The organism is Rhodopila sp. (assembly GCF_965277825.1).
Taxonomy (GTDB): Bacteria; Pseudomonadota; Alphaproteobacteria; order Acetobacterales; family Acetobacteraceae; genus Rhodopila.
Genome location: NZ_OZ255846.1, coordinates 2,453,705 through 2,479,432 on the forward strand (window position 1 = coordinate 2,453,705; position 25,728 = coordinate 2,479,432).

A 25,728-nucleotide genomic window follows, 5' to 3' on the forward strand; every position below is an offset into this window, starting at 1 on the left:
GGGGCCGGCGACAATGACGTCGATTGCGGCGGGCATTGGTCACCGTAAGACGAAATCACTGGGCGATAAAGTCGGGGGCGATAAAGTCGGGGGCGACAAAGTTGGGGGCGACAAAGTTGGGGGCGACAAAGTCGGGGGCGACAAAGTCGGGGGCGACAAAGTCGGTGCCGGTCGGGCGAAGCATTACCTCGGGCCGCGGCGGGGTTGGGCGGTTTCCGATTGCATTGGGCTGGGGCATGATCGCCGCGCGGGTGACGCGGAATTCAGGGCCGGGAGTTGATGATCATGTCGGAGCACGCGGCTGACAAGACGCAGGGTGGCCCATCACCGGGTCGGGCTGGGCAGTTCGGTGGGCGGAATGTTGCTGGGATGACGGCGCGGGATGCGTTGGGCTCGATCCTGCCCGCCGCCGGATGGTCGGCCGAACAGGCGAATGGGGTGAAGTTCAGCGGTGGCGCCGATCCGGTGCTGCCGACGCCGTTCCGGATCGGCGCCGCCGGGGCGGCGACGCTGGCGGCGAGCGGGATCGCCGCGGCGGAGCTGTGGCGGTTGCGCTCCGGCCGGTGGCAGGACATCGGCGTCGATGTGCGCCAGGCCACGGCATCGTTGCGCAGCGGTCATTACATGAAGCTGGGCGACGGCGAGGTTTCGGCCGGGCGCAATCCGATCATGGGGGTGTATCCGGCAAGGAACGGACGCTGGAGCTACATCCACGCCAATTTCCCCAACCATCGTGCCGCCGCGCTGGGCGTGCTGGGTTGTGAGGAGACCAGGGCGGCGGTGACCCGGGCGGTGGCGGCGTGGGATGCGCGGGACCTGGAGGAGGCGATCATCGCGGCGAACGGCGCCGGCGGCATGGTGCGCACCGCGTCGGAGTGGGCACAGCATCCTCAAGCGGCGGCGATCGCGTCATTGCCGCTGATGGAAATCGTGCGGATCGGCGACAGTGAACCCGAGCCGCTGCCGGCCGGCGAGCGGCCGCTGTCGGGCATTCGCGTGGTGGACCTGACGCGGGTGCTGGCGGGGCCGACCTGCGCGCGGACGCTGGCCGAGCATGGCGCGGAGGTGATGAAGATATCGGCCGAACACCTGCCGAACCTGGGGTATCAGGAGTTCGATACCGGGCACGGCAAGCTGAACGCCTACCTTGATCTGCGGGAGCAACGGAACCTCGATACGCTGCGCGGCCTGGTGCGGCAGGCGGACGTGTTCTCGCAAGGCTATCGGCCGGGCGCGCTGGGTGCCAGGGGGTTATCGCCGGAGGAGCTGGCGGCGATCCGGCCTGGGCTGGTTTATGTCTCGCTCTCGGCATTTGGGCACACCGGTCCGTGGGCTTCGCGGCGCGGGTTCGATACGGTTGTGCAGACGGTCAGCGGGATCACGTCGCGGCAGGCCGAGGTGGTGGCGGGCGAGACGGGGGCGGGCGAGGCGGGTGCGGGCCGGACCGGTGCGGGCCAGGCGGGTGCGGGCGAGACGGGTGCGCCGCAGTTCTATCCGGTGTCGGCGATCGATTACTGCACCGGGTATCTGATGGCGACCGGGGCGATGATCGCGCTGCGGCGACGGGCCGAACAGGGCGGAAGCTGGCTGGTGCGGATTTCGCTGGCGCAGGTAGGCAAGTGGATCGTCGATCTGGGCGAGGTCTCGGCCGACACACTGGGCGGCGTGGCGGAGGAATTCAGTCCCGAGGAACTGCTTGATTGGTCGATGGAAACGGAGACGCCGTCGGGTCGGCTGCGGCACTTGAAACCGGTTGTCCGACTGTCGGAGACGCCGCCGTTCTGGGCTCGGCCTTCGGTTCCGCTGGGCTATCATCAGCCGGTTTGGCCAGTGCGGGGTTAGGCGTGCGGGGGTAGGCGTGCGTAGGCGTGTCGGGCTGGGCGTGCAGGGATAGGCGTGCGGGGATAGGCGTTCGGGGCTGGGCGTGCGGGATAGGCGCGCGGGGTCGCGCGCGCGGGGACAGGCGTGCCGGGTAGCCGGGATTACGCCGCCGGGGGAGCGGCGCCCTTGATCTGGGTGCGGTGCATGACGCGGCGTGAGGTGGCCTCGAACGGGTCGCGTCGGTGCATGGTGCAGCGGTTGTCCCACAGCACCAGGTCGCCGACCTGCCAATGATGGGCGAAGCTGATCTCGGTTCGGGTGGCGTGGGCCCAGATTTCATCGAGCACTGCCCCGGACTCCGGCAGGCTGAGGCCGTCGATCCAGGCCATGCGGCGGCGCCCGAGATAGAGCATGCGGCGGTGGCTCTCGGGGTGGGTGCAGACCAGCGGGTGCAGGGTTCCGGGGGCTTGGCGCGGATCATCGGTGGGGGTGACGCCTTGGCGCAGGTACCCGCCGCTGTTGTAGGTGCCGTCGTGCTTGACCCGCAGGCCGAGGGCGTGTTGGCGCAAATCCGGCGGCAGCGATTCGAAGGCGGCGTACATGTTGCAGAACCAGGTATCGCCGCCGGTTGGGGGGATTTCCAGCGCGAACAGCATGCTGGCCTTGGGCGGGCTGGGCAGGTAGGACATGTCGGTGTGCCAGACGGCTTCTCCGGCACCCAGGCTGCCGATCGCCTCGCCGTTTTCGATTACGTTGGAAACGACATAGATTTCCGGCATTCCGCTGGCGAAGCGTTGGCCGTTCTCCTGCACCGGGGCGTGGTCGAGTTCGCCGAACCGGCGGGAGAACGCGATTAGGTCGGCGTCGGTCAGGGCTTGGGCCGGGAACACCAGCACCTGGTGGTCGATCCAGGCCTGGTGGATGGCAGCGAAATCTGCGTCGGTGATGGCGCGTAGGTCGAGCCGCGGGATCGTGGCACCGAAGCTTGTGGCACCGAGCGGCTGGGCACCGCGGCCGGTAGCACTGGGGCTGGTGACGGTGGGGCTGGTGACGGCGGGGCTGGTGACGGTGGGGCTGGTGACGTTGGGGCTGGCGGCATCGGGGGGTTGGATGGGGCGGTTCGGGGTGACGCCGATCGGGCGTGCCGGCGGGTTGGACAATGCGGTGGTCATGAACGTGTCTCCGGTGCGAACGGGCTCGGTTCTGCTTGGGACAGTATTAGGATTGGCCGGGGTTGGCGGTCAATTTGGTGCACCTGGCGGTGCATGTGACTTTCGCGGGGGCGCGGATTAGGGTCAGGCCAAGCTCGGATTGGGGCAACCTCGGATTGGGCCAAGCTGGGATTCGGGAAAGCTGGGATTAGGGCAAGCGCGGATTGGGGGGAGATAAAGATGGCCAGCATCAGTGCCAGGCTGGACCGGCTGCCGATGACCTCGGCGCACAGCACGGCGTTCATCGCGCTGGCGTTCGCCTATTTCTTCGAGCTGGGTGATCTGAACACGTTTGCCTATGCGGCACCCGCGGTGATCAGGCAGTGGGGGATCTCGGTCGGCACGGTGGCGCTGATCACCTCGGCGAGTTTCGGCGGCATGACGATCGGGGCGCTGGCCGGCGGCAAGCTGGCTAATGCCATCGGGCGGCGGCGCGGCTTCATCTTGTCTACCCTGCTGTATGGGGTGTTCTCGTTGCTGAACGCAGCGGCGTGGGACGTGGCGTCGCTGGCGGTGCTGCGCTTCATCACCGGGATCGGCCTGTCGGCGATGACGGTGATCGCCAATACCTATATCAGCGAATTCTTCCCCAAGCACCTGCGCGGCCGTTACATGGGTCTCACCATGACGGTGGGGTTGCTGGGCATTCCCGCCACCGCCTGGGTGGCTCGGCTGCTGGTGCCGGTGGCGCCGTGGGGCTGGCGGCTGATCTTCGTCTGGGGCGGTCTTGGCATCGTCGCCGCGCTGGTTGGCCGCTGGATGGCGGAATCGCCGCGCTGGCTGTCGGTGCAAGGCCGCACCGAGGAGGCCGAGGCGGAAGTGGTTCGGCTGGAGCGGCTGGCGCTGGATCGCTATGGCAGCCTGGCGGAGCCGGACCAGCAGGCCGACGAACCGATCCGGCAGCGGCCACCTTACGCCACTCTGTTCCGCTCGCCGTATCTCGGCCGCACCGTGGTGCTGACGGTGATCTCGATCACCGGGACGGTGGGGTTCTATGGGTTCATGTCGTGGGTGCCGACGCTGCTGTTCGAGCGCGGGTTCTCGGTGGTGAAGTCGCTGACTTTCGTCAGCGTGATGGCGGTGTGCAATCCGCTGGGGGCGCTGCTGGCGGCGGACCTGATGGAGCGGTTCGAGCGTAAGTGGTTCAACACCGCGGTGTCGTTGCTGGTGGCGGTTGCCGGGGTGGCGTATGGTTTTAGCAGCGATCCGACCTGGATCATGGTGTTCGGCGCGCTGGTGGTGATCAGTCTGCAGGCCGGCGCGACCGGCGGTTATATCTACACGTCGGAGCTTTATTCCACCGATGTGCGCTCGTTGGGCACCGGGATGACCTATGGGCTGGGTCGGCTGGCCAATGTGGCGGGGCCGTTCGCGGTGGCGGCGGTGTATGCCGGGTTGGGGTATGAGGCGGTGTTCGGCTTCGTCGCCGGCTGCTACGTGCTGCGTGGCGTGGCCTATGCGGTGTATGGCCCGCTCACCACCGGGCGTTCGCTGGAGGATGTCAATGCGGCGCTGATGTTGCGGCCGCGGCGGGCTTCGTAGGCGGGGTTTTTCCGCGCCGGGGCAGGCGTGGACGACCGGTCAAGTCGAGGGTCGGTCAGCGCGGGCGCAGTCGGCGGGCGTGGGCAACCGATACGCTGGGCAGTTGGCGAGCGTGGGCAGTCGGCGGGCGTGGGCAGTTGGCGAGCGCGATCCCGTGGTGGGGTTCAGTTCTCCTGATCGCGCAGCTTGGCCACGTCGGTCTGCAGGAACAGGGCGTAGCCGTAAACGGTCTCGTCGGGCTGGTTCCAGCAGACATAGCCGCGGCAGTCGTGCGGGCGCGCGTCATAGACTGTGCACATGTGGTTGTGGTCGAGGAATTGGCAGGTCTTGTAGCCCTGCTTGATGCGTTTCTCGCCCTTTTTGGTGACTTCGACGACGTGGCGCCTTTCGAACTCGGCGACGCTGATGGCGAGGTGCTTGGCAAGCCGTCTGATGTCGTCGCGGCTGACCCGAACATAGCCTGCCATGCGGCAGCACAGGGCTGGGCATTTCAGGCAGTCGAGACGCTCGTGATTAGCCATCCGGCATGATTGCGACGACGCGGGGCGGGCCGCAATGGTTGTGCCGGATGTTTTCAGCGCGGCCGTGGGCGCCGAGATCGGTTGGACCGGTCCGCTGGACGGATCGGGCGCGTTATGGCGCGGTGGTCTTGAAGTCGGCCGGGACGATGATTTCAAGCACCTCGCAGTCGGGCGAGTAGTCCAGCACGGTGTGGCGGATGCCGCTCGGCTGCAGCCAGCAGCTTCCGGCGGACATCATCTGGGTGCCGTGGCCCTCGAAGTGGTTCTTCATCCAGCCTTGCAGCACGTAGATCAACTGCAGGTCGACGTCGTGGGCGTGCGGCTGGCGGACTGCGTCGGTGCAGGGCGGGGTGAAACGGATCACATGCGCCTGGCAGAGGCCCGCGCTCGCCGCCGCGATCCCGAGGTCGCGGTAGAGCGCGTAGGCGCGCAGGCCGTCGGGCTTGAAATCCTGCTGGTCGAGGTGACTGACGGTGAAGCTGTGCGGCGCGCGGGGGGTGACGGCGTCGGCCCGGCTTTTGGCCGCCGGTGGCTTGCCCACCGAGGCTGGCAGCTTGCGCGACGCTGGCCGGAGCTTACGCGGCGCGGCAATCGGGCGCGGGCGGCGGGCGGCGGCCGGCGGGACTGTTGGCCTGCTGTCGGAGTGACGGCTGGCGGCGGTTTTTGCCGCGACGGTCTTGCGGCCGGACTTGACGGCGGCGGCCGATCCGGTGGCTTTCGGTTTGGCGGCCGGCGGCTTAGATGGGGTCCGCTGTAGCGCGGGAGGCTTCGGCGCCGGTAGCTTCGCCGCCGCGGTTTTCGCCCTGGCGGTGGACTTGGCTGGCGCATTTTTTGCCCGCGGCCGCAGAGCTGTTGTCTTCTGGGCGGTTGTCTTCTGGGCGGTTGTCTTCTGGGCGGTTGTCTTCTGGGCGGTTGTCTTCGGGGCGGTTGTCTTCGGGGCCGGGTTCGCTGGGGTCGTGGCCGTCCGGGCAGCGGCTTTGCCAGGCGGAGCTTTGCCAAGCGGAGATTTGTCGGCCGGGGACTTGCCGGACGGAACTTTGCCGGGCGGAGCTTTGCCGGTCGGGGTCTCGCCGGTCGGGGTGCCGCCGGAGGCGGTCTTTCGCGCCATCTTTGGCGCGGCTGGTGTTGCGGCGGTCTTGCCGGCGGCCTTGCGCTTCGCCGCGGCGGCCTTGGCAGCGGTCTTGCCGGCGGGCCGCGGTGCCGGTTTCATCTTGCCGGGCGCTGTTGGTCCGGTGCTGGCTTTGGCCATGGCGTCGTCCCCAGTGATACCTTTCGATTAAGAACAGTATCGACTGGATTGCGCCATGCTTTCAAGAGGGCGTCACAAAGCTGATAGCGGATGGGCTGCCGACGCTGACCCGCACGCCGGTGGGGATCAGGCTGCCCGAGGCCTGGTCGATGTGGAACACGGTGATCTCGTCGCTGTCCTGGTTGGCCACGTAGAGATGTTTCGCCCTCGGCCCGAGGGTGAAGAACCGCGGCTTGGCGCCCCCAGTCGGGAAGTTGCCGGCGTAGGTCAGCAGCCCGCTGTCGCGGGCGATGACGAACTGCACGATGTTGTCCTGGCCTCGGTTGGACACGTAGAGGTGGCGTCCGCAGGGCGAGGCAACGATCTCGGCGGTGGTGTTGCGGGCGGCGTAACCGGCCAGCAGGGTCGAGATCACCTGTCGTTCGGTGGCGCCTCCGGCGGTCCAGTCGAGCACCGTGACGGTCGAATCCAGCTCGTTGTTGACGTAGAGCACGGCCAATGTCGGATGGAACGCGGCGTGTCTCGGCGCGGCGCTGGCGGCGGAGACGATGTGGGACTGTTGCGTCGGGGTCAGGCGGCCGTGCTGGAAGCGGAAGAAGAAGGTGCAGTCGAAGCCCTTGTCGGGGACGACGACGAACTGTCCGGTCGGGTCGAATACGACGGCGTGCGGATGGGACGAGGACTGCTCTTGCGGGTCGGGGCCGGGGGTGCCCTCCAACTGGACAAGTTGGCTGACCGGCTGCAGCCTGCCGTCCGGCGCGAGCGGCATGACGGCGACCGCTCCGCTGGCGTAGTTGGCGACGATCAGGAAGCGCTCGCTGGGGTCGAGGGCGGAATCGACGGGGTTGCTGCCCTGGCAGTCCTGCTGGTTGAGCAGGGTGAGCGACCCGGTCTGGCGGTCGATGGCGAAGGCGCTGATCAGGTTGCGTCCGCCGTGCACGCTGTAGAGCCGGGTCTGGTCACGGTTCAGCGTGAACAGCGCCGGATTGTCGAGCCCGCCGACACGCTGCAGGTGGGTCCAGCCGGCACTGACCTCGTCAACACGATAGACGTTGATGCCGTTGCCTCGGCCGTCGCGATCGGGCGTGGTGTAGCCGCCGACATAGGCGAACATCTCAGTCTCCTTTTGCAGCGACGGCGTGGTGCGCCTGGTCGATGATGATTGCCGGCATCGCCGGATCGTCGGTGACGCAGCCGGCGAAGTGCACGGTCGGCGCGGCAGCGTCTGCTCGCGGGGAAGCGCCAGACGTAGAGCGTCCCTCGCGCGCGGCCAGTTCGGCGGCGATCAGGCCGGGGATGTCGTCGCGGACATGGGCACCGTGGTTGGCGAAGCAGCCGATGACCAGCACCGGGTGGTGGCGCAGGCCGGCCAGCGTATCGGCGAAGAACGGCGGCTCCTCCAGGCAGGCGGGTTCGACGCGGGCGAACAGTTCGGTGGCGGCAACCCGAGCGGCGTGGCGGTGCAGCGCCAGTGCCCGATTCGGCGCGCTGGCCGAACCGTGCCCGAGCAGGACGATCGCGGCGGTGGGTGGGGGGATGCCTAGGTTGTGGCACGCGGCCAGGGCCTGGCGCTCGATAACGCCGGCGATTGCATCGTGGACGCCGATGGCGGGGCAGATGGTGGTTCCAGGTCGGGCGGCCAGGGCGCTGGGGACGGCAATGCGGCTGAAATAGCCGTCCTCCATGAAGAACGGCACCACGCGCAGGGTGGGCGCGGTGATGCGGTCTAGGGCTTGCTCGACCGAGGGGGCGCCGTGCAGCAGCGCGACCTCGACTTGGGCGAACCTTGGGGCGAACCTTGGGGCGAACCTTGGGGCGAACCGGGCGGTGTCGCCAACGGTCGCCTCGCCCAAGGTGGCGTCGCCCAAGGTGGCGTTGCCCACGGTGGCATCGCGCAGCGTTTGGGCGTGTCGGTGCATCGCGGCGGCGGCGTCCGGATAGCGCGCCGATCCGTGGCCGATCAGCAACAAAGCGTCGTTCTCCGGCAAGGTTGTGCTCCGCGGCTAGGGGTTGAGTGGCGGGGTTAAATGTTCGGGAGGGGTCGCCGGTTTGCCCCTGCGGACTGTTCTGTCGCACATAGGGCTGAATCGAAGTCATGACAGACGCCAAGGAGTGGAAAATGGCCGAGGAGCTACCCGGGCGGGAAGCGATGGGGCGGGAAGCGATGGAGTTCGACGTCGTCATCGTCGGGGGCGGGCCGGCCGGCCTGTCGGCGGCGATCCGGCTGAAACAGTTGGCGCCGGAGGCGGCGGTCTGCCTGGTGGAAAAGGGCGGCGAGATCGGCGCCCATACGCTGTCGGGGGCGGTGATCGAGCCGCGGGCGCTAAACGAGCTGATCCCGGACTGGCAGGAGAAGGGGGCGCCGCTGGACACCCCGGCGCGCGAGGACCGCTTCATGCTGATGACCGAGAGCCGAGCGTTCAAGCTGCCGACGCCGCCGCAGATGCACAACTCGGGCAACTATATCGTCTCGCTGGGCAACGTGGTGCGCTGGCTCGGGCAGCAGGCCGAGGCGCTGGGGGTGGAGATCTATCCGGGCTTCGCCGCGACCGAGGTGCTGCAGGACGAGGGCCGCGTTGCCGGCATCGCCACCGGCGACATGGGGGTGGGCAAGGATGGGTCGGCCGCCGGCAACTTCCAGCGCGGCATGGAGTTGCGGGCGCGCTACACGCTGCTCGCCGAGGGCTGCCGCGGATCGCTGTCCAAGCAGGTGATGACACAATTCAACCTGCGCGACGGCCGCGATCCGCAGACCTACGCGATCGGGATCAAGGAGTTGTGGGAGATCCCGGCCGAGAACCACCGGCCGGGGCTGATCGAGCACAGCCTGGGCTGGCCGCTGGACCGGGCGACCTATGGCGGGTCGTTCCTGTATCATTTCGGTGACAACCTGGTCTCGTATGGCTTCGTCATCGGGCTGGATTATGCCAATCCCTGGCTGTCGCCGTTCGACGAAATGCAGCGCTTCAAGGCGCATCCGGCGATGCGCAAGCATTTCGAGGGCGGCCGGCGGATTTCCTATGGTGCTCGGGCGCTGATCGAGGGCGGCGTGCAGTCGTTGCCGAAGCTGAGCTTCCCGGGCGGGCTGCTGATCGGCGACGCGGCGGGTTTTCTGAACGTACCGAAGATCAAGGGCACTCATACGGCGATGAAGTCGGGCATGTTGGCGGCCGAGACGGTGGCCGAGGCGCTGGCGGGCGGGCATGCGGCGGAATTGGACGGCTACGTCGATCGGGTCAAGGCGAGCTGGGTGTGGGAGGAACTGTCGAAGGTGCGCAACGTGCGACCGTCGTTCGCGCGGTTCGGGATGTGGGGCGGATTGGCGTACAGCGCGCTGGATACCTACGTGCTGCGCGGCAAGGCGCCGTGGACGTTGCACCATCGGCACGCCGACAACGAAACGCTGGCGACGGCCGAGGCGGCGCCCCGGATCAGCTATCCGAAGCCGGACGGGGTTCTGACGTTCGACAAGCTGTCCTCGGTGTTCATCAGCAACACCAACCACGAAGAGAACCAGCCGGCGCACCTGGTGCTGGCGGATCCGGCCAAGGCGGTGGCGCTGAACTGGCAGGAGTATCGTGGCCCGGAGGTGCGGTATTGTCCGGCGGCGGTGTATGAGTATGTCGGCGTGGAGGAGGGCGAGCCGAAGTTGCAGATCAACGCGCAGAACTGCGTGCACTGCAAGACCTGCGACATCAAGGACCCGTCCCAGAACATCAACTGGGTGCCTCCGGAGGGTGGCGGCGGGCCGAATTATCCGGGCGGGATGTAGGCCGCTTCGGGCCGGGCGGTGTCAGTTCGGGGGTCACTGCTCCGCGGTGTCGGGCCCGGGGTGACGGCAACAAGCTGAATGACATGGGTTTTCACGGCTGCTAGAGTGAGCGGATGCAACATGCCCGTACCGCCAGGCGGTCCGTCCTGCTCGCGCTGACGCTGTTGTCGGCCTGCGCGGCGTCCCATCCATCGCCCGAGACCGCAACGTCCGAGACTGCAACCTCCAAGACTGCGACCGAGGCGGTGCCGAATGGCGTCATCGGTGATTACCTGGCGGGGCGTTACGCGCTTTCGGAGGGGGATTCGCAAACCGCGGCGAACGATCTGCTGAAGGCGTCGGGGCTGAATCCGAGCGATCCGGAGCTGACGCTGCAGGCGTTCATCGCGACGCTGCAGGCGGATCGGCCGGAAGCGGCCAAGCTGGCGCGGCGGTTGCCGGACAGCCAAGTGGCGCAGCTCGTCTTGGCCGACGTCGACATCAAGGCGGGGCGCTGGCAGGCGGCGGAAAGCCGCTTTCATGGGTTGCCGCGGCAGGGGCTGACCCAGTTGCTGCAGCCGCTGCTGGTGGCGTGGGCGCAGCAGGGTGACGGGCGGACCGATACCGCGCTGTCGACGCTGCGGCCGTATGTGGAAAATCCCCGGTTCCGCGGGATCTTTGCGCTGCACGCGGCGATGATCGCCGACCTCGGCGGGCGCAATGACGAGGCTGCCAAACTGTATCGGACCACGCAGACCGATCTGGCGCAGCCCAACCTGCGGATGGCGCAGATCCTGGCGAGCTGGGAGGCGAGGTCCGGTCAGCCGGCCGAAGCGCAGCGTATCCTGGCGTCGCTTCCCGGGGTCTCGCCTGAGCTGGCGATCGCCTTGCCGGGGCTGATGGCCAACGTCACCAAGCGTCCGGTGGCGCGGGCGAGCGACGGCATCGCCGAGGCGTATTTCACCTTTGCCGCGCTGCTGCAGTCGCAGGATGCCAATGATTTCGCGCTGGTGATGTTGCGGCTGGCGCTGGATCTGCGGCCGGATTTTGCCGCCGCGCGGCTGCTGGCGGCCGACATCGAGCAGAGCGAGCATCATCCGGAGCTTGCGTTGCGCCGGTTGAACGAGGTGCCCTCGACCGACCCGATCATTGCCATCGTGCAGTTGCGTCGAGCGGCGCTGACCGATCGGCTGGGGCGTTCGGATGACGCGATGCGAGAGCTGGAGCGGCTGGCGCGGCAATATCCGGACAGCCCGTTGCCGGATGAGCAGCGCGGCGACATCCTGCGCAGCAAGCAGCGCTTCCCGGACGCGGGGGCGGCGTATGACCGGGCGATCGCCAGGCTGTCTCGGCCGGCGGCGCAGGACTGGGTGCTGTTCTATGATCGTGGCGTGTCCGAGGAGCGCTCGCACGCCTGGCCGAAGGCGAAGGCGGATTTCGAACACGCGCTGGAGCTGTCGCCGGATCAGCCTTACGTGCTGAACTATCTGGGCTATTCCTGGGCCGACATGGGGCATCACCTGACCGAGGCGCGGCAGATGATCCAGCGCGCGGCGGAGAAGCGGCCGAATGACGGGGCGATCACCGACAGTCTGGGCTGGGTGATGTATCGCCAGGGCGATGCCAAGGAGGCGGTCAGCACGCTGGAGCGGGCGGTCGAGCTGGAACCCGAGGACTCGACGATCAACGCCCATCTGGGCGATGCCTACTGGGCGGCCGGGCGCAAGATCGAGGCGCAGTATCAATGGCGGCGGGCGTTGACCTTGAATCCGACGAAGGACGATGCCGCCAGGCTGGAAGCCAAGCTGAACACCGGGCATCCTGGCACGGTCGCCAGTGGGCAATAGGCGGCGTGTTTGCGCCTGATACGGAATTTGCGCCGGCCAAGGTAAATCTGCACCTGCACGTGCTTGGCCGCCGGCCGGATGGGTATCATCTGCTGGACAGCCTGGTGGTTTTCGCCGGCGTCGGCGACCGGCTGAGCGTTGCGGCGGCGGATCGGCTGTCGTTGTCGGTGACCGGGCGGTTCGCCGCCGGGCTGGCCGGCGAGGATGACAACCTGGTGCTGCGGGCGGCGCGGGTGCTTGCCGAACGGGCCGGGGTGGGGGCGGCGGCAAGCCTGGTGCTGGAGAAGAACTTGCCGGTGGCGTCGGGGATCGGCGGCGGATCGGCCGATGCCGCCGCCGCGCTGCGGCTGCTGTGCCGGTTCTGGCGGCTCGACCGCGGGCTGGCCGGCCGGGTGGCGTTGGGTCTGGGAGCTGATGTGCCGGCTTGCCTGGCGGGTGCTCCGGCGCTGATGTCGGGGATCGGCGAGGTGCTGGCGGCGGTGCCGGCGTTGCCGGATGTCGGGATCGTGCTGGTCAACCCAGGGGTCGCGGTGGCGACTCCGGCGGTGTTCCGAACGCTTGAGGGGGCATTCTCGGGCGCGGCGCGGTTTTCGGGGCGGGGTTGGGATGATGTCGGCGGGCTGGTCGGCTCGCTTCTGGGTTGCCGCAACGATCTGGAGGAGCCGGCCATGCGGCTTGCGCCCGCGGTGGGCGAGGCGTTGCGGGCGGTGGGGCAGGCTCCGGGCTGTATGCTGGCGCGGATGAGTGGTTCGGGGGCGACCTGTTTCGGCCTGTTCGCGTCCCCGGTGGCGGCGCGGGCGGCGGCGGGGACGATCGGACGTGACGACTGGTGGGTGTGGGGCGGGGGACTTATGGTGGAGTAGCGGTTGCGGCTTTACGCGGGCGAGCGGCCGACCTATCACGTCGGCGCGGCGGCTTTCGTGTTTGGGGCGTCGCCAAGCGGTAAGGCAACGGATTTTGATTCCGTCATGCGGAGGTTCGATCCCTCCCGCCCCAGCCAAACGAATCTGCGCTTATCAGAGCTTAATATCGTATAGGATCGGTCGGTTCAGCACGTCCGAATGGGCGATCGAAGCTAGACCATTTTCAGCCTGACTGTGCATGCCGAAAATGGTCTAGCTCTTTGTTTTGTCGCATGATTCACGCGCTTTGAACGTTCCGCCCAGCGCGATCATGCTCTATTCAGCGGCGAGGCGGTCGGTGTTCCTGGCTTCCCGGGTGCCTGCCGACATCAGGTCAAATTTGGGACGGAGCGAAACTGGTAAACGCCTGGACACCGCGGATCCGCGTGCGGCAAGAGAGTGGCCAGCGCGATATCACGTGGGCGTGGTTGAGGTTTGCTTAGAGGTGCGGTTATGCGTGCGAAAGGTTCCGCCGCCGATAAGCTTCATATGACGCCCGGGACCACTCACCTCGGTGGATGAGGCGCAGATCGATGCTCGTCGTGGCGAGGTTTATGAAGGTAGCGGGAAAGATACTCGCGGTGGCGCTCGAAGTGTTCGCTGTCCAATTGCCCGGCGCGCTGACGTTTGCACAGGAGCAGCCTTCGCTGAATGCTGTGCTGGCCGACCCGCGGGAACGCTCGGTTGTGCTTGATGCTGCGCGCCGGTCAACGGTTGTCGTTAACAACCCTTGCGCATCGGCAAATTTTGATCTTACGGACGTTGTCGTGGTCTACAGACCAGTGACAGTCGATGCCTCGGGCATAATCAATGGCGGAGCGTGGAAGCAAGTCGTTCGGGAACGAGGATGCGGTTCAAGTCGGACGTTGAACGTCCTGGCTTACGTGCAACAGCCGAGGTCTCTTGCGACCGCGCCGCTGCTGCCTGGAACGACCCGCGCCGACCCGCAGTTGCAAAAGGACGGCGCCCGTTATGCCGGGACCGCTGCCGGGCTTCCGGAAAAAACTGTGGCGTTGGGTATATCGCTGACACCGAATTTCTGCGACGGGAGGAGACCCGGATGGGCGGCGGCAAGGGTGCCGCGTGGACGGAGCTATGGACGCTGGTCTCATGCTCCGCGACGACGCAGGTTTCCATGCACTTCGTGCCGGAAAGCACGGGGACCACGATTGGCGCGGGGCCGATGAAGGTGATTCCGCACAGTTCCAAGTAGGCTGGATAGTTGCGCCCGCACCTTCCGCTGGACGCGCGTCGCTTTGATCATGGCGGCAGGCATTGCCGGGCTTACCAAAGCTTATCCCGCGGATCCTGTTGCGCCATGAAGGGGTGTCACGCCGAGTGGTCGCGAGGATCGGCGTGACGCCGCTCTTGCCTCAGCTAATCCGATGTTTGGGTAACCCGATGCCTCAGCTAACTCGACCCGGGGCAACCAGGCCGTAGAGCCTGGACGTCGCTATCGCGGCGTGGTGCGGCGCAGATCGCTGATCGCGGCTTCGACGTTCTGCCAGCGCTGCACGCCGGCGGTGTCGCCTTGCTGACGGGCCTCGGCGGCGCGTTCCTGGACCACCGCCTGGGCGCGCAGGCCGTGCACGGCCATCAGGTTCTGGGCGGTGTATTTGCTGTCGGATTGCGACATTCTGGTTTCCTTCCTCCGCGGGTTCGTCCGGGGCTGTCAGATAGGTCGGTCAGGCGCGGATCGGAAGACGAGGCGGGGTTGAAACTTCGTGAAGCTGGGTATCCGGGCCATGATCCCACGGTCGATTATCCCGCGGTGGGTGAGACTATGACTTGTTTGCAACTAACTGATCTCTTGACGAAGTTTAACCGGCGGCTGCTGTGCAGCGCCACGCCCTTGGGGTAAGCCGGCACTCATGGCACAGGCGGACACTCCCAAGGCCGCGGCGCGGTCCTGGCTACGGCGAGAACAGCGGGCTGGGGGGCGGCCCGCGCGACCGGTGCTGGTGCTGCATGTCGCGGGCCTGGTGCTGGCGATCGGGCAGGCGTTTGCCGCCGCCTCGGTGCTGGCGGCCGGGTTCGCTGGAGCGGCGGCGAACGGGGCAGCGGCGGTGGACGGGTGGGCGCTGGCGGCGTTCGGCGTGCTGGCGGTGGCGCGCGCGGGGCTGACCTACCTGAACGAGAAATTCGCCTTCGCGGCGGGGGCGGCGGCGCGGCGGCGGGTGCGCAGCGATGCGCTGGTCCGGCTGCTGCACGCCGGGCCGGCGCTGCTGCGGGCGCGTCATTCCGGCGATCTGGCCACCATCGTGGTGGACAAGGTCGAGGCGCTGGACGGTCTTTTTTCCCGCTATCTGCCGGCGGCGAGCTTTGCCGTGGCGGGACCGGCGATCGTGCTGCTGGCAGTGCTGTATGCCGACCCGTGGGCGGCGCTGGTGCTTTTGGGGTGTGGCCTGCTGGTGCCGGTCGGCATGGCGATCGCCGGGATCGGTGCCGCGGCGGCGTCGCGCAACCAGTTCCTGGCGATGGTTCGGCTGCAGGCGCGGTTCCTGGATCGGGTGCGCGGCATCGCCACCATCGTGCTGTATGGCCGAACCGAGGACGAGGCGGTGTCGCTGTCGCGGGCGGCCGCTGATTTGCGGGTGCGTACCATGCGGGTGCTGCGGGCGGCGTTCCTGTCATCTGTGGTGCTGGATCTGGCGGCGGCGTTGGCGCTGGTGGTGCTGGCGATCCATTATTTCGGCCTGCTGCGAGTGGGTGGCACGCGCGGCGTGCTGTGGCCGGCGCTGGCGGTGCTGCTGCTGACGCCGGAGTTCTTCGCGCCGCTGCGAACGTTTTCGGCCGCCTATCAGGACCGGCTGCACGCCACCGGCGCGGCCGAGTCGCTGATCGACCTGCCGCCGCTGCCTGAGCCGGTGCCGGCGCGCGAGATCCGCACCGTCGCGGCCCAAGGGGTGACGGTGGCGTTCGACCGGGTCGGGCTGACCTGGGACGCCTCGCGCGGGGCGGCGCTGGAGGGGCTGTCGTTCCGGGTCGCGGCCGGGGAGACGCTGGTGCTGGCCGGGCCGTCGGGATCGGGCAAGTCGTCGGTGATCGAGATCCTGCTGGGGTTCGTGCACCCCGATGCCGGGCGGGTGACGATCAACGGCGCCGACATCACCGACCTGGTGCCGCAGGCGCTGTCGCGGCTGACGGCGTGGATCGGTCAGCGGCCGGTGCTGTTCTCGGGCTCGATTCGCGACAACATCCTGTTCGCCCGGCCGGAGGCCTCAGTCGATGAGGTCGCGGCGGCGGCCCGATCGGCTCGGCTCGATCGGTTCATCGCGGAGCTGCCGGAGGGGCTGGACAGTCGGATCGGCGAGGGCGGCTACGGCCTGTCGGGCGGCCAGGCGCAGCGGGTGGCGATTGCGCGGGCGTATCTGAAGAACGCGCCGCTGCTGTTGCTGGATGAACCGACGGCGCACCTGGACCCGGCAACCGAGGGCGAGGTGCTGGACAGCCTGCGCCGGCTGGCGCTGGGCCGGACGGTGATCCTGGCCAGCCATTCGTCCGCCGCGCACGGATTTGGCGGCCGACGGATTGATCTGCGAGACGGTCATGCCGAGGCGGCGCGGGGTGTGGCATGACCGAACCGCTGCTGCGGATCATCGGCCTGTGGGGTCGGCAGAGCGGCTGGCTGCTGGCTGGCTTGGCGGTCTCGCTGGCGGCGCTGATCGCCGGGGTGGGGCTGCTGGCGACATCGGGCTTCAGCATCGGCGCGGCGATCCTGGCGGGTGGGGTCGCCGTGCCGGTGGTGCTGCGGGCGCTGGGTGGCGCCCGCGTGGTGCTGCGCTACAGCGAGCGACTGGTCACTCATGGCGCGACGTTTCGCGCGCTGGCCGATACCAGGGTTTGGTTCTTCCGCCGGCTGGCACGGAGTTCGGCCGGCGGGCTGGGGTTTCGCCAGGCGGGCGACGTGCTGGCGCGGCTGGTCGGCGATGTCGAGGCGCTGGACGGCCTGTATTTGCGCATCCTGCTGCCGCTGGCTGCCGCGGTGCTGCTGCTGCCGGTGCTGGTGCTGCTGATCGGTCACCGTGCGCCGGGGCTGGCCGCCGAGGTCGGGGTGTTGTTCGCCGCCGCGGCGTTCGTGTTGCCGTGGCTGGCCGCCAGGGCGTCGGGGCGGGCCGGGGCCGGGTTGGCGGTCGAGGCCGGGGCGTTGCGCATCGCGGCGCTGGATGCGCTGACCGGGCTGCGCGAAGTCCGAGCATTCGCCGCCGAGGGCCGCATGCTGGCCCTGGTGCAGGCCAAGGAGGCGGCGCTGCTGTCAGCGCAGCGCGGCATGGCGGGGCGCACCGCGCTGGCTGGGGCGGCGTCATTCCTGTGTGCCCAGCTTGCGGTGCTGGCGGTGCTGATCGAGGCCGGGGCCAATCCGGCGACGGCGATCGTCGGCGCGTTCCTGGTGCTGGCGGCGTTCGAGGCGGTCGGTGGGCTGACCCGGGCGGGTTCGCTGGCGGGGTATGCCTCGGCGGCGGCGGGACGAGTGCTGGAGGCGGCCGATGCGCCGGTGGTGGTGCCCGATCCGGCCGATCCGGCGGCGATGCCGGCGGGGACGGCGCTGCGGTTCGAGGCGGTGGAGTTCCGCTGGCAGGCCGACCGGCCGGCGGTGTTCGCCGGGCTGACGCTGGAGGTGCCGCAGGGCGCGCGGGTGGCGCTGCTGGGGCCGTCGGGGGCGGGCAAGTCGACGCTGGCGGCGCTGGCGCTGAAGGTGGTGGCGCCTCGGTCGGGCCAGATCAGGCTGGGCGGAGTGGATATCGCGACGCTGCCGGCTGCGCTGGTGCGGGCCAGGATCGGCTGGCTGGGGCAGACCACGCATTTGTTCGACGACAGCATCCGCGCCAACCTGTTGCTGGCTCGGCCGGACGCCGATGAGCCGGCGCTGTGGGCGGCGCTGGACGCGGCGCGGATCGGCGATGTGGTCCGCGCGTTGCCGGACCGGCTGGATGCCTGGGTGGGCGAGGGCGGGACGCGGTTCTCGGGCGGCCAGGGACGGCGGCTGGCGCTGGCGCGGGCGCTGCTATCGCCGGCGCCGATCCTGATCCTGGACGAGCCTTGCGCCGGGTTGGACGCCGACACCGAACGGGCGTTCCTAGAGACGCTGAACGAGACGGCGGCGGGGCGGACGGTGGTCTTGATTACCCATCGGCTGACTGGGGTGGAGCGGCTGGACCGGATTTTCCGGCTGTCGGGGGGCAAGGTGGTGGCGGCGGCGGGGTAGGCTGGGTCGGCCCCAGGTCCGCGGGCGGGTGGTGCTCGTCAGGCGTGGGTGAAGCGTTCGGGCATTGATGCTGTGGCATCAAAGGCTTTGGAACGTAGATTCACCCGGATTAAAAGGGATGAACGCGGATCGGGTCCATGGCGCCGCCAAGCTTGTAGGGCGGTGTACGAATTTGCCGCCTGTCGGGCGGGAAGGTGCTGGCGGCGGCTGGGTCGGCGGACGTTTTCCGGTCGTGCCGCAATCAAGGTAAAGCCCGGGTCGGTCATGGCTGGGTAGTGGTCATGGCTGGGTAGTGGTCATGGCTGGGTAGTGGTTGGGGCTTGCTGGTGGTTGGGGCTTGGTGGTGATCAGGGTTGGGTCGTTTGGGGCATGTGCCGGTGCAGGAAGTCGCGCATCAGGGCGGCGATCTAGGGGTTTTTAGCGCGAAATGGCCAGTGTCGAGCATGTGAATCTCGGCGTCGGGCAGGTCACGGCTGAGGGCCTCTGCGCCGGGCGGCAGAGAGTGCTTGTCGTTGCGTCACCAGATCGCCAGCAGCGATGGGCAGCCGAAATAGGCCTGGAAGTCAGGATAGAGTTGGAGAATGGTGGCCTGACTATCAATGCAAGTCGAGGCTCCAGAATCCGGGTTGCAATCGGCCTAATGCTTTTGGCAAGCCGACATGGATTGGCCCTCGGGCACCTATCGCACCAAAGCGTCAATCCGGGGGCGCCCCCGCCACACTATCAAGTGCCGCCGGCAGCACCGGTGGCGCGTGATCGAACCCCGGGGCCTGCAGCGTCCCGGCGTCCTTGGTCCAGCCGCCACCAAGCGCGTCGTACAGCGACACCACGTCGTTGGTCAGCGTTACATCGGCCTGCACCAGTTGCTGTCGCGCGCCGATCAGCGTGCGTTCAGCGTCGAGCACCTGAATGAAATTCTGCAACCCGTGGGTGTAGGCGTCGCGCGCCAGATACAGCGCCGTTTGCCCCGAACGGACGGCCACCGCCAGCTTGTCGCGCTGCGCCCGGTCGGTGCGATAGCCGACCAGCGCGTCCTCGACCTCGCGCAGGGCGTTCAGCACCGTGCCGCGATAGTTCAGCACCGCCGCCGCCTGCTGTGCCCGAGCCAGCCGCAGCGCCGAGGTCAGCCGGCCGCCTTGGAAGATCGGCAACGAAACGCTGGGGCCGAACGAGTAGAACGCGCTCGCCCAGTTGGTCAGATAGCTGGCATCGAGCGCCCGCAGTCCGAAGTTGCCGGTCAAAGAGATGTCGGGATAGAAGCTTGCCACCGCGATCCCGACATTGGCGGTCGCGGCGTGCAGATTGGCCTCCGCCTCGCGCACGTCGGGACGGCGGCGCGCCAGGGTGGACGGCACACCGATGCCGACCACCGCCGGGATCACCGGCAGCGGGGCCGACGAGCCTAGCATGGCGTCCAGCGTGCCGGGTGGCTGCCCGGTCAGGACGCTGAGTCTGTTCATTGCCTGTTCGGATTGTTTCTCGTAGCCCGGCAACTGCGACTCGGTATCCGCCAACTGCGTGCGCGCCTGCTCGACGTCGAGATCCGTCGCCAGGCCGCGGCGCTGCTGTTGCTGGGTCAGGGTCAGCGCGGCCTGCGCGGTGCGCACGTTATCCTGCTGGGTGCTGGTCAGCATCTGGCCGCCGCGAAGCTGCACATAGGCCTGCGCGACCTGCCCCTCCAGCATCACCAAAGAATCGTTGGTGGCTTCGACCTGCGCCTGGGTCTGCGCCCCGGCCTGCTCCTCGGACCGTCGCACCCGGCCGAAGAGGTCAAGCTCCCACGACGAGCTGAGACCATACGAAAACAGATCGACCGGCTGGCTGATCTGGTTCAGTGCGCTGCGACCGGCGCTGCTCAACCGGTTGCCCAGTCCGGGACTGAATTGATTGACCGCCGAACTGTCGGCCAACGCGTTCAACTGCCCGTAGGCGCCTTTCGAGAGCAGGATGCCATGCGCGCCGAGTTGTTCGCGCATATAGCTGCCGTTGCCGCTGATGGTGGGAAGGCCGGCGGCGCGGGCCGACACCTCGTTCTGCTGTGCTTCAACGACGCGAAGTACCGCCTGCTGAAGGTCCAGGTTGCCGGCAATCGCCCGCTGCATCAATTGCGTCAGCACCGGATCGCGGAAGCCGTTCCACCATCGCGGATCTGGATTGGTGCGCTGGCTGATGGTCTTGCTGGTGCGAACCGACTTGTCTTGAAACGCGGTGCCGTCGGGCGGCTTCGGCGGCGCGTAGTTGGGGCCGACTGAGCAAGCGGTGAGGCTGAGGGCCAGGGCGCAGGGGAGCAGGCGCATCGGTCAGTGCGCCCCGCCGCTCGACTTCGTTTTGATGCCGGACATAAAGAGTGCCGGTGGAACCATCAACAGCGCCAGACCGGCGGTGATCAGGAACACGTCGTTGTAGGCCAGCACGGCAACCTGTGTTGCCAGCATTTGGCTGATCTCCGCCTGCGCCTGCCCGGCGGCTTGGCCGATCCCGATCAGCCCCTGCTGCACCTGCTGCAACAGGACATTGTATGGCTGATTGACCGGCGTCAGGTGCTCGACCAGATACGACTGGCGGATTTGTTCATGTTGGGTGACCAGCGCGGTGGAGACCGAAATGCCGATGCCGCCGAAAAAGTTCCGCGACATGCTGAACAGCGCCGACGCATCGCCGTTCAGGTGTTGCGGCACGGTGGCATAGGCAATCGTGCTGATCGGCACGAACAGCAACGCAAGCGCCGCGGTCTGCGAGGCGCGGAACAGCACGAGATGGTAAAAGTCCAGTTGCGGGACAAGATTCATCGAGTAGACGGCCGCCAGCGAGAGGCTCAGGCCGCCCATCGCAATGACATATTTCGTCTGCACCAGGTCAAGGAGTTTACCGACCACCGGGATCAGCAATACTAAGACCACAGCTCCCGGCGCCAGCACCAGGCCGGCCCAGGTCGCGGTATAGTTGAGCTGCTGTTGGGCGAATTGCGGGATCAGCACGGCGCTGGCGTACAGCACAAACCCCATCATCCCCATCTCGAATGTTCCGAGGGCGAAATTGCGATCCTTGAACACCCGTAGATTGACGATCGGGTTGCGCACGTAGAGCAGGTAGGCGATGCCGAACACGAAGCCGCATGCCGACAGGATGAACATGACCCGGATGAAGGTGGATCCCAGCCAATCGTAGTCCTCCCCGCGATCGACGCCGATTTCCATGCAGCCGAGCGCCAGGGCGATGAAAAACGTTCCCCAATAGTCGAAACGCGGCGCGGTCTTTTGCTGCTGCTTCATCGCCGGCGAATCCTCCACCAATGCCAGCACGCCGAAGAACGTGGCAATCCCGACCGGCACGTTGATGAGGAAGATCCAGTGCCATGAATACTGGTCGGTCAGGTAGCCGCCGATCACCGGGCCGAGGACCGGGGCGATGATGATGGCGATGGCGGTGAGCGAGAACGCCTGCTGGCGTTTCTCGGGCGGGAAATAGTCCAGGATGATCGACTGCTGGGTCGGCTGCAGGCCGCCGCCGAAGAAGCCCTGCAGGGCGCGGAACAACAGGATTTCCTCGAAGTTGGTCGAGATCCCGCAGGCGAACGAGGCAGCGGTGAAGGCGCCGATGCAAATCAGGAAGTAGCGTTTGCGGCCAATCCGGCGGCTGAGCGCGCCGGAGATCGTCAGCACGACGCCGTTGGCCACCAGATAGGTGGTCAGGGTCCAGGTGCTGTCGTCGCTGCTGACCGAGAGCGAGCCGGCTATGTGCGGCAGCGAAACATTCACGATGGTGGTGTCGAGCACCTCCATGAACGCGCCCAGTGTCACGACAACCGCCACCAGCCATGGATTGGAGCGCGGCTTCCAGCCTTGAGTATCGCTCACCGAACCGTAACCGTGGGCTCGACGGAAATTCCCAGCGGCAGGATGTGATCTTTGTCGAGACCGTGATCGATGATGATCTTGACCGGCACCCGGCGCACGATCTTGACGAAGTTGCCGGTCGCGTTTTCCGCCGGGAAGGTCGAGAACCGGGCGCCGCTGCCCTGCTGGATGCTGTCGATATGGCCTTGCAGATGCAGGTTCGGGTAGGCGTCGACGTCCATCGTGACATGCTGCCCGGGATGCATGTCGGTGAGCTGGTTCTCCTTGAAGTTCGCGGTCACCCAGACGTCTGGCGTAACGATGTAGAACACTTGCTGTCCGGCCTGGACGAAGGTGCCGAGATCGACGTTGCGGCGGGTGATATAGCCGTCCTGCGGCGCGATAAGGTCGGTGTACGACAGGTTGACCTCGGCCTGAGCCAGATTGGCATCGGCCTGGGAAACCTGGGCCTGGCGCTGGCGCACCGTGTCCTCGGCCGACTGGATGTTCTGCTGCACCAGTTGGGCGACTTTCACCTGCGCCTCGGCATTGGCGACCGACGCCGTGGTGGACCGCATCTGGGCGTTCGCCTGGTCGATATCGGTCTGCGTCGTCGCCCGCGGATCGACCGCGTGCTGGCGTCGATAGGCCTGCTCGGCCTGCGTCTTGTTGGCCTGCGCCTGTTGCAGTTGAGCCTGAGCCTGCTGCAGCGAGGCCGGCGCCTGCACCTGGGCAATGTCGAGCGCCACCTGCGCGCTGGATAGTTGCGCCTGCGCCAGCGACAGGCTGGCCCGGGACTGATCGCGCGCAGTGATGTAGTCGCGTGGGTCGATCTTTAGCAGCAGATCGCCTTTGTGGACAAATGTATTGTCATCGACGTGCAGTTGCGTGACGTAGCCCGCAACCTTGGCGGCATAGGCGACAGCGTTGCCTTCAGTGTAGGCATCATCGGTGCTCTCCAGGTTGCGCGTCGTGAACCAATACACGGCGCCGGCAATGATCGCCGCCAACACGACCAGTGCCAGGATGATCAGCGGCCAGCGACTGCGCGGTTTTTGCTCTGGGTCATCCGGCTTATCCTCGCGCGACTGGCGGTCGTCGTCTCTTGCCTTGCCCTTCGCCTTGTCGGGGGACCGCTCAAGCTGATCGCCGCGCGGCGGCGCGGCCTGGTCGGGTTTGTCACCCCCCGGGTTCTCGCTCCTGCCTGCATCGTCCATTGTCTGGCTCAACCCCGACCCTCACTCCTCGCCGCGATGCAACAACGTCAGGAATTGGAAAAAGTCAGGTGGCGATCACGTCATGGTGAAGGCTCGGACGACGGTGTTGCCGAACCGCCGGCGGGCGGCACGGCTCACACGGCCGATCGCCGCGAAAGCATCGCCGTGGGCATCAGACATATGCGGCGGACGAGATAATGCCTGCTGCCTTGCGCCGCTTGCCGGGTGGCTGGGAGGTTATCCGGTGCGGCCACAGTTCAGCCTCTACAACTGTCTTTACGGCAGCGCGCCGGGGTGGCTTGGTGTCGCGGCGCCGGGTTTGCCGAAGCGGTACCGGGCTGACAAACTTGCACGGTCCGGAAAACAAGGACGCGGAAGGAAACATCCATGCGGCGCCACCCCACCCCGCTGCTCGCGGCGGTCCTCGCGATGTCGTTGCCCGCTGCTGCGACGGCCGAGGTCATCGTGTCCTCGAACGACGGCCACACCATCATGGACGGGCAAGGCAAGCTGGTCGCGCCGGCCCAACCCGCGCCCGACACGATCAGCGTGATCGACGTGACATCCGTCCCGCGACGCATCAAGGCCACGTTCGATGCACCCGGCAGCGTGGTGGGACCGCCCGGCGCGATCTGGCTCAGCGCCGACGAATCCTGGGGCATCGTGACCGCCGCGACCAAGGCCGACGCCGATGCCAAGTCCGGGGGGACCAAATCCGGCGGCATTTCCCCCGACGACCGGGTCGCGGTGTTCGACCTCAGCGCCAACCCGCCGAAAGTCGTGCAGACCGTCACCGCCGGGTTCGGCGCCAGTCAGGTCCGGGTCGCGCCCGATGGCCGCCTTGCCTTGGTCGCCAACCGCGCCGAGGGCACCGTCTCGGTCTTCGCCGTCGACGACAAGCGGCTGACCGCGGTCGGCAAGGTCGACACCGGCAACGCGAAATCGATGCCCAGCGCGGTGGTCTTCGTCGATGACCACACCGCTCTGCTGACCCGCGGCGGCGACAACATGGTCAGCGTGCTGCATATCGAGGGCACCAAGGTGACGATCGACCCGCGACCGATCACCACCGGGCTGGCGCCCTACAGCATGGACGTCAACGCCGCGCACACGCTGGCGGCGGTATCCAACATGGGCCGCGGAGAGGGCGACGAGGATTCGGTCAGCCTGATCGATTTGACATCGAAACCCTATCGCTGCGTCGGCACCTTCGGTGTGCCCAGCGGACCGGAACCGATGAAGTTCTCGCCCGATGGGCGCTACTTGGCGATCGGCGCGGAGCACGGCACCACCAAGCCGGCGACCAATCCATTCCACCACGATAACGGACTGCTCGGCCTCTACGCGGTGCAGGGCCAGACCCTGCACAAGCTAGCCGAGACCTCTACCGGCCCGTGGATCGAGGCGATCGCGTTCACCCGCGACGGCAAGACCATCCTGCTGCAGGGCATGCAGAATCGCCAGATCGAGGTGTTCGATTGGAACGGCCGGAGCCTGACCCGCGGCAACACCTTGGCGGTGCCGAACGCCGGCCCGGAATCCTTTGCCACATCCTGGCCTTAGAGCTTGGTGCGCTGAACCAGCAAGCGGGTGATCTTCATCGATCTGCCGCGGCGGCGGACGGTGGCTCCGTCTGGGTTCGCGCCCCCTCACGCAGCTGCTTCGCGGCCCTCCCTTGGAGGGAGGGCGCGTCCCCTGTGGCTGTTTGTTTCGTACGAAACGAACTGATTTTTTTACAGATACCGCTTTGCCCAAATCGCTTTTTGTGCCACAATAACGATTGGAGATTGAGTTCGACCCGGACAAGAGCGCCAAGAACGACAAGCAATGCGGCCTGCCGTTCGAGCGGGCGGCGGAACTGGAATGGGATAGCGCGCTCGCCGTCGCCGACGACCGACACTACTACGGCGGACAGCGGATCGTCGCCTTGGCCCCGATGCAGGGGCGGCTTTACGTGGTCTGCTACGTCATGCGCGGTCAGGTCCGCCGGATCATCAGCTTCCGCAAGGCCAACAAGCGAGAGGAGCGAGCCTATGAACAGGCCATCACTGACCGAAGCAAACGGCGAGGTCCGCGAACTGACCGCCGACGACTTCAAGGCCATGCGCCCGATTGCCGACGTTGACCCCGGCATGACCGGCGCGATGAACGCCATGCGGAACAAGGGCGGCAGGCCGAGGGTTGAAAACCCGAGGGCACACATTGCCTTCCGATGGGACAGGGACTTGGTTGCCACCATCAAGGCAACCGGGAAAGGCTACAACGCCCGTGTTGAGCGCGTGTTGCGTGAGGCGTTGGCGAAGGGCGGGTTTTGATAATCACCATTGTGGAAACTGCGAATGGTGGAGGTTGGAAAGCCAGCGGTCCTAGCGGGCCGATCAGGATAAGGCTCACCGACCACAACCGATTCGACATTATGGATCATTACGTCGATGTGGTAAGCGGCCCGGAAATCCACACTTCAGGTTTCGTCTACCGATGACCCGCTCTCCGGCCTGTCCGAGGATGAAACCTCGCTATCATTGGCGTGCCAGCGGCCTCGGGCGCCCGGCGTAGCGGGGCATCGTGTCGGGCATGAAGCTCTCGCCAGGCTCCGGTCGCTGCGCCCCGAACACGCAGCCGAGG

The 25,728-nt window shown here is 67.1% G+C and carries 21 protein-coding genes and 1 tRNA gene; 12 read left to right on the forward strand and 10 right to left on the reverse strand.

Annotated features, from left to right (window positions below):
• Positions 1-55 precede the first annotated feature (55 nt).
• Positions 56-184: a hypothetical protein gene (locus ACQY4T_RS12165; protein ID WP_428542186.1), complete on the reverse strand. Its 129-nt coding sequence runs from the start codon at positions 182-184 to the stop codon at positions 56-58.
• Positions 185-285: 101 nt separating this feature from the next.
• On the opposite strand from ACQY4T_RS12165, the gene ACQY4T_RS12170 reads away from it, so the two are divergent.
• The gene (locus ACQY4T_RS12170; protein WP_428542189.1) at positions 286-1,842 is read left to right on the forward strand and encodes a CoA transferase; all 1,557 of its coding nucleotides are present in this window, start codon (positions 286-288) and stop codon (positions 1,840-1,842) included.
• Positions 1,843-1,982: 140 nt separating this feature from the next.
• Here the strand turns inward: ACQY4T_RS12170 and ACQY4T_RS12175 are convergent, their stop codons facing one another.
• Positions 1,983-2,993 (reverse strand): TauD/TfdA dioxygenase family protein, encoded by a 1,011-nt coding sequence (locus ACQY4T_RS12175; protein ID WP_428542192.1) that lies wholly within the window; start codon positions 2,991-2,993, stop codon positions 1,983-1,985.
• Between the two features lie 219 nt (positions 2,994-3,212).
• Here ACQY4T_RS12175 and ACQY4T_RS12180 point away from each other — a divergent pair, with 219 nt between their 5' ends.
• A complete protein-coding gene (locus ACQY4T_RS12180) occupies positions 3,213-4,574 on the forward strand; it encodes an MFS transporter (protein WP_428542195.1) in 1,362 nt (453 codons plus the stop codon).
• A 164-nt stretch (positions 4,575-4,738) separates the two neighbouring features.
• Here the strand turns inward: ACQY4T_RS12180 and ACQY4T_RS12185 are convergent, their stop codons facing one another.
• The 4 genes from ACQY4T_RS12185 to ACQY4T_RS12200 form a co-directional block, all read right to left on the reverse strand.
• Entirely contained in the window at positions 4,739-5,095 is a 357-nt protein-coding gene (locus ACQY4T_RS12185; protein WP_428542198.1) for a YkgJ family cysteine cluster protein, read from the reverse strand.
• A 112-nt stretch (positions 5,096-5,207) separates the two neighbouring features.
• Entirely contained in the window at positions 5,208-6,344 is a 1,137-nt protein-coding gene (locus ACQY4T_RS12190; protein WP_428542201.1) for a hypothetical protein, read from the reverse strand.
• 61 nt (positions 6,345-6,405) lie between these two features.
• Positions 6,406-7,458: a lactonase family protein gene (locus tag ACQY4T_RS12195; RefSeq protein ID WP_428542204.1), complete on the reverse strand. Its 1,053-nt coding sequence runs from the start codon at positions 7,456-7,458 to the stop codon at positions 6,406-6,408.
• Position 7,459: 1 nt separating this feature from the next.
• A complete protein-coding gene (locus ACQY4T_RS12200) occupies positions 7,460-8,332 on the reverse strand; it encodes a hypothetical protein (RefSeq protein ID WP_428542207.1) in 873 nt (290 codons plus the stop codon).
• Between the two features lie 107 nt (positions 8,333-8,439).
• Here ACQY4T_RS12200 and ACQY4T_RS12205 point away from each other — a divergent pair, with 107 nt between their 5' ends.
• The 5 genes from ACQY4T_RS12205 to ACQY4T_RS12225 all read left to right on the forward strand — a co-directional run bounded on the left by ACQY4T_RS12205 (position 8,440) and on the right by ACQY4T_RS12225 (position 14,057).
• Positions 8,440-10,116, forward strand: coding sequence for a 4Fe-4S dicluster domain-containing protein (locus ACQY4T_RS12205; RefSeq protein WP_428542210.1), 1,677 nt, complete (start codon positions 8,440-8,442; stop codon positions 10,114-10,116).
• Between the two features lie 113 nt (positions 10,117-10,229).
• Entirely contained in the window at positions 10,230-11,942 is a 1,713-nt protein-coding gene (locus ACQY4T_RS12210) for a tetratricopeptide repeat protein (RefSeq protein ID WP_428542213.1), read from the forward strand.
• Positions 11,943-11,947: 5 nt separating this feature from the next.
• Positions 11,948-12,805, forward strand: a complete 858-nt coding sequence (locus ACQY4T_RS12215; protein WP_428542216.1) for a 4-(cytidine 5'-diphospho)-2-C-methyl-D-erythritol kinase — start codon at positions 11,948-11,950, stop codon at positions 12,803-12,805.
• Between the two features lie 62 nt (positions 12,806-12,867).
• Positions 12,868-12,942 (forward strand) — tRNA-Gln (locus tag ACQY4T_RS12220).
• Between the two features lie 962 nt (positions 12,943-13,904).
• Positions 13,905-14,057, forward strand: a complete 153-nt coding sequence (locus ACQY4T_RS12225) for a hypothetical protein (RefSeq protein ID WP_428542219.1) — start codon at positions 13,905-13,907, stop codon at positions 14,055-14,057.
• 240 nt (positions 14,058-14,297) lie between these two features.
• On the opposite strand, the gene ACQY4T_RS12230 is transcribed toward ACQY4T_RS12225, so the two are convergent.
• Positions 14,298-14,480, reverse strand: a complete 183-nt coding sequence (locus ACQY4T_RS12230; protein ID WP_428542222.1) for a hypothetical protein — start codon at positions 14,478-14,480, stop codon at positions 14,298-14,300.
• Positions 14,481-14,715: 235 nt separating this feature from the next.
• Between ACQY4T_RS12230 and cydD the strand changes: the two genes are divergently transcribed.
• Together cydD and cydC are read left to right on the forward strand one after the other, a co-directional pair.
• Complete coding sequence (gene cydD, locus ACQY4T_RS12235; RefSeq protein ID WP_428542225.1) at positions 14,716-16,422, forward strand: thiol reductant ABC exporter subunit CydD; 1,707 nt, start codon at positions 14,716-14,718, stop codon at positions 16,420-16,422.
• Positions 16,419-18,050, forward strand: coding sequence for a thiol reductant ABC exporter subunit CydC (gene cydC / locus ACQY4T_RS12240; protein WP_428542228.1), 1,632 nt, complete (start codon positions 16,419-16,421; stop codon positions 18,048-18,050). The genes cydD and cydC overlap by 4 nt, the downstream gene beginning before the upstream one ends.
• A gap of 695 nt (positions 18,051-18,745) precedes the next feature.
• Here cydC and ACQY4T_RS12245 read toward each other — a convergent pair.
• Genes ACQY4T_RS12245 through ACQY4T_RS12255 form a run of 3 tightly spaced genes read right to left on the reverse strand, consistent with a single transcriptional unit; the run spans position 18,746 to position 23,103 of the window.
• The gene (locus tag ACQY4T_RS12245) at positions 18,746-20,347 is read right to left on the reverse strand and encodes an efflux transporter outer membrane subunit (RefSeq protein WP_428542231.1); all 1,602 of its coding nucleotides are present in this window, start codon (positions 20,345-20,347) and stop codon (positions 18,746-18,748) included.
• Between the two features lie 3 nt (positions 20,348-20,350).
• Entirely contained in the window at positions 20,351-21,907 is a 1,557-nt protein-coding gene (locus ACQY4T_RS12250; protein ID WP_428542234.1) for a DHA2 family efflux MFS transporter permease subunit, read from the reverse strand.
• On the reverse strand, positions 21,904-23,103 hold the full coding sequence (locus ACQY4T_RS12255) for an efflux RND transporter periplasmic adaptor subunit (protein ID WP_428542237.1): 1,200 nt from the start codon (positions 23,101-23,103) through the stop codon (positions 21,904-21,906). The genes ACQY4T_RS12250 and ACQY4T_RS12255 overlap by 4 nt, the downstream gene beginning before the upstream one ends.
• A 387-nt stretch (positions 23,104-23,490) precedes the next feature.
• On the opposite strand from ACQY4T_RS12255, the gene ACQY4T_RS12260 reads away from it, so the two are divergent.
• The 3 genes from ACQY4T_RS12260 (at position 23,491) to ACQY4T_RS12270 (ending at position 25,418) form a co-directional block, all read left to right on the forward strand.
• Entirely contained in the window at positions 23,491-24,666 is a 1,176-nt protein-coding gene (locus tag ACQY4T_RS12260) for a beta-propeller fold lactonase family protein (protein ID WP_428542240.1), read from the forward strand.
• 217 nt (positions 24,667-24,883) lie between these two features.
• On the forward strand, positions 24,884-25,228 hold the full coding sequence (locus ACQY4T_RS12265) for a BrnT family toxin (protein ID WP_428542243.1): 345 nt from the start codon (positions 24,884-24,886) through the stop codon (positions 25,226-25,228).
• Entirely contained in the window at positions 25,206-25,418 is a 213-nt protein-coding gene (locus ACQY4T_RS12270; RefSeq protein ID WP_428542246.1) for a BrnA antitoxin family protein, read from the forward strand. Before ACQY4T_RS12265 ends, ACQY4T_RS12270 begins: the two co-directional genes overlap by 23 nt.
• Positions 25,419-25,728 lie beyond the last annotated feature (310 nt).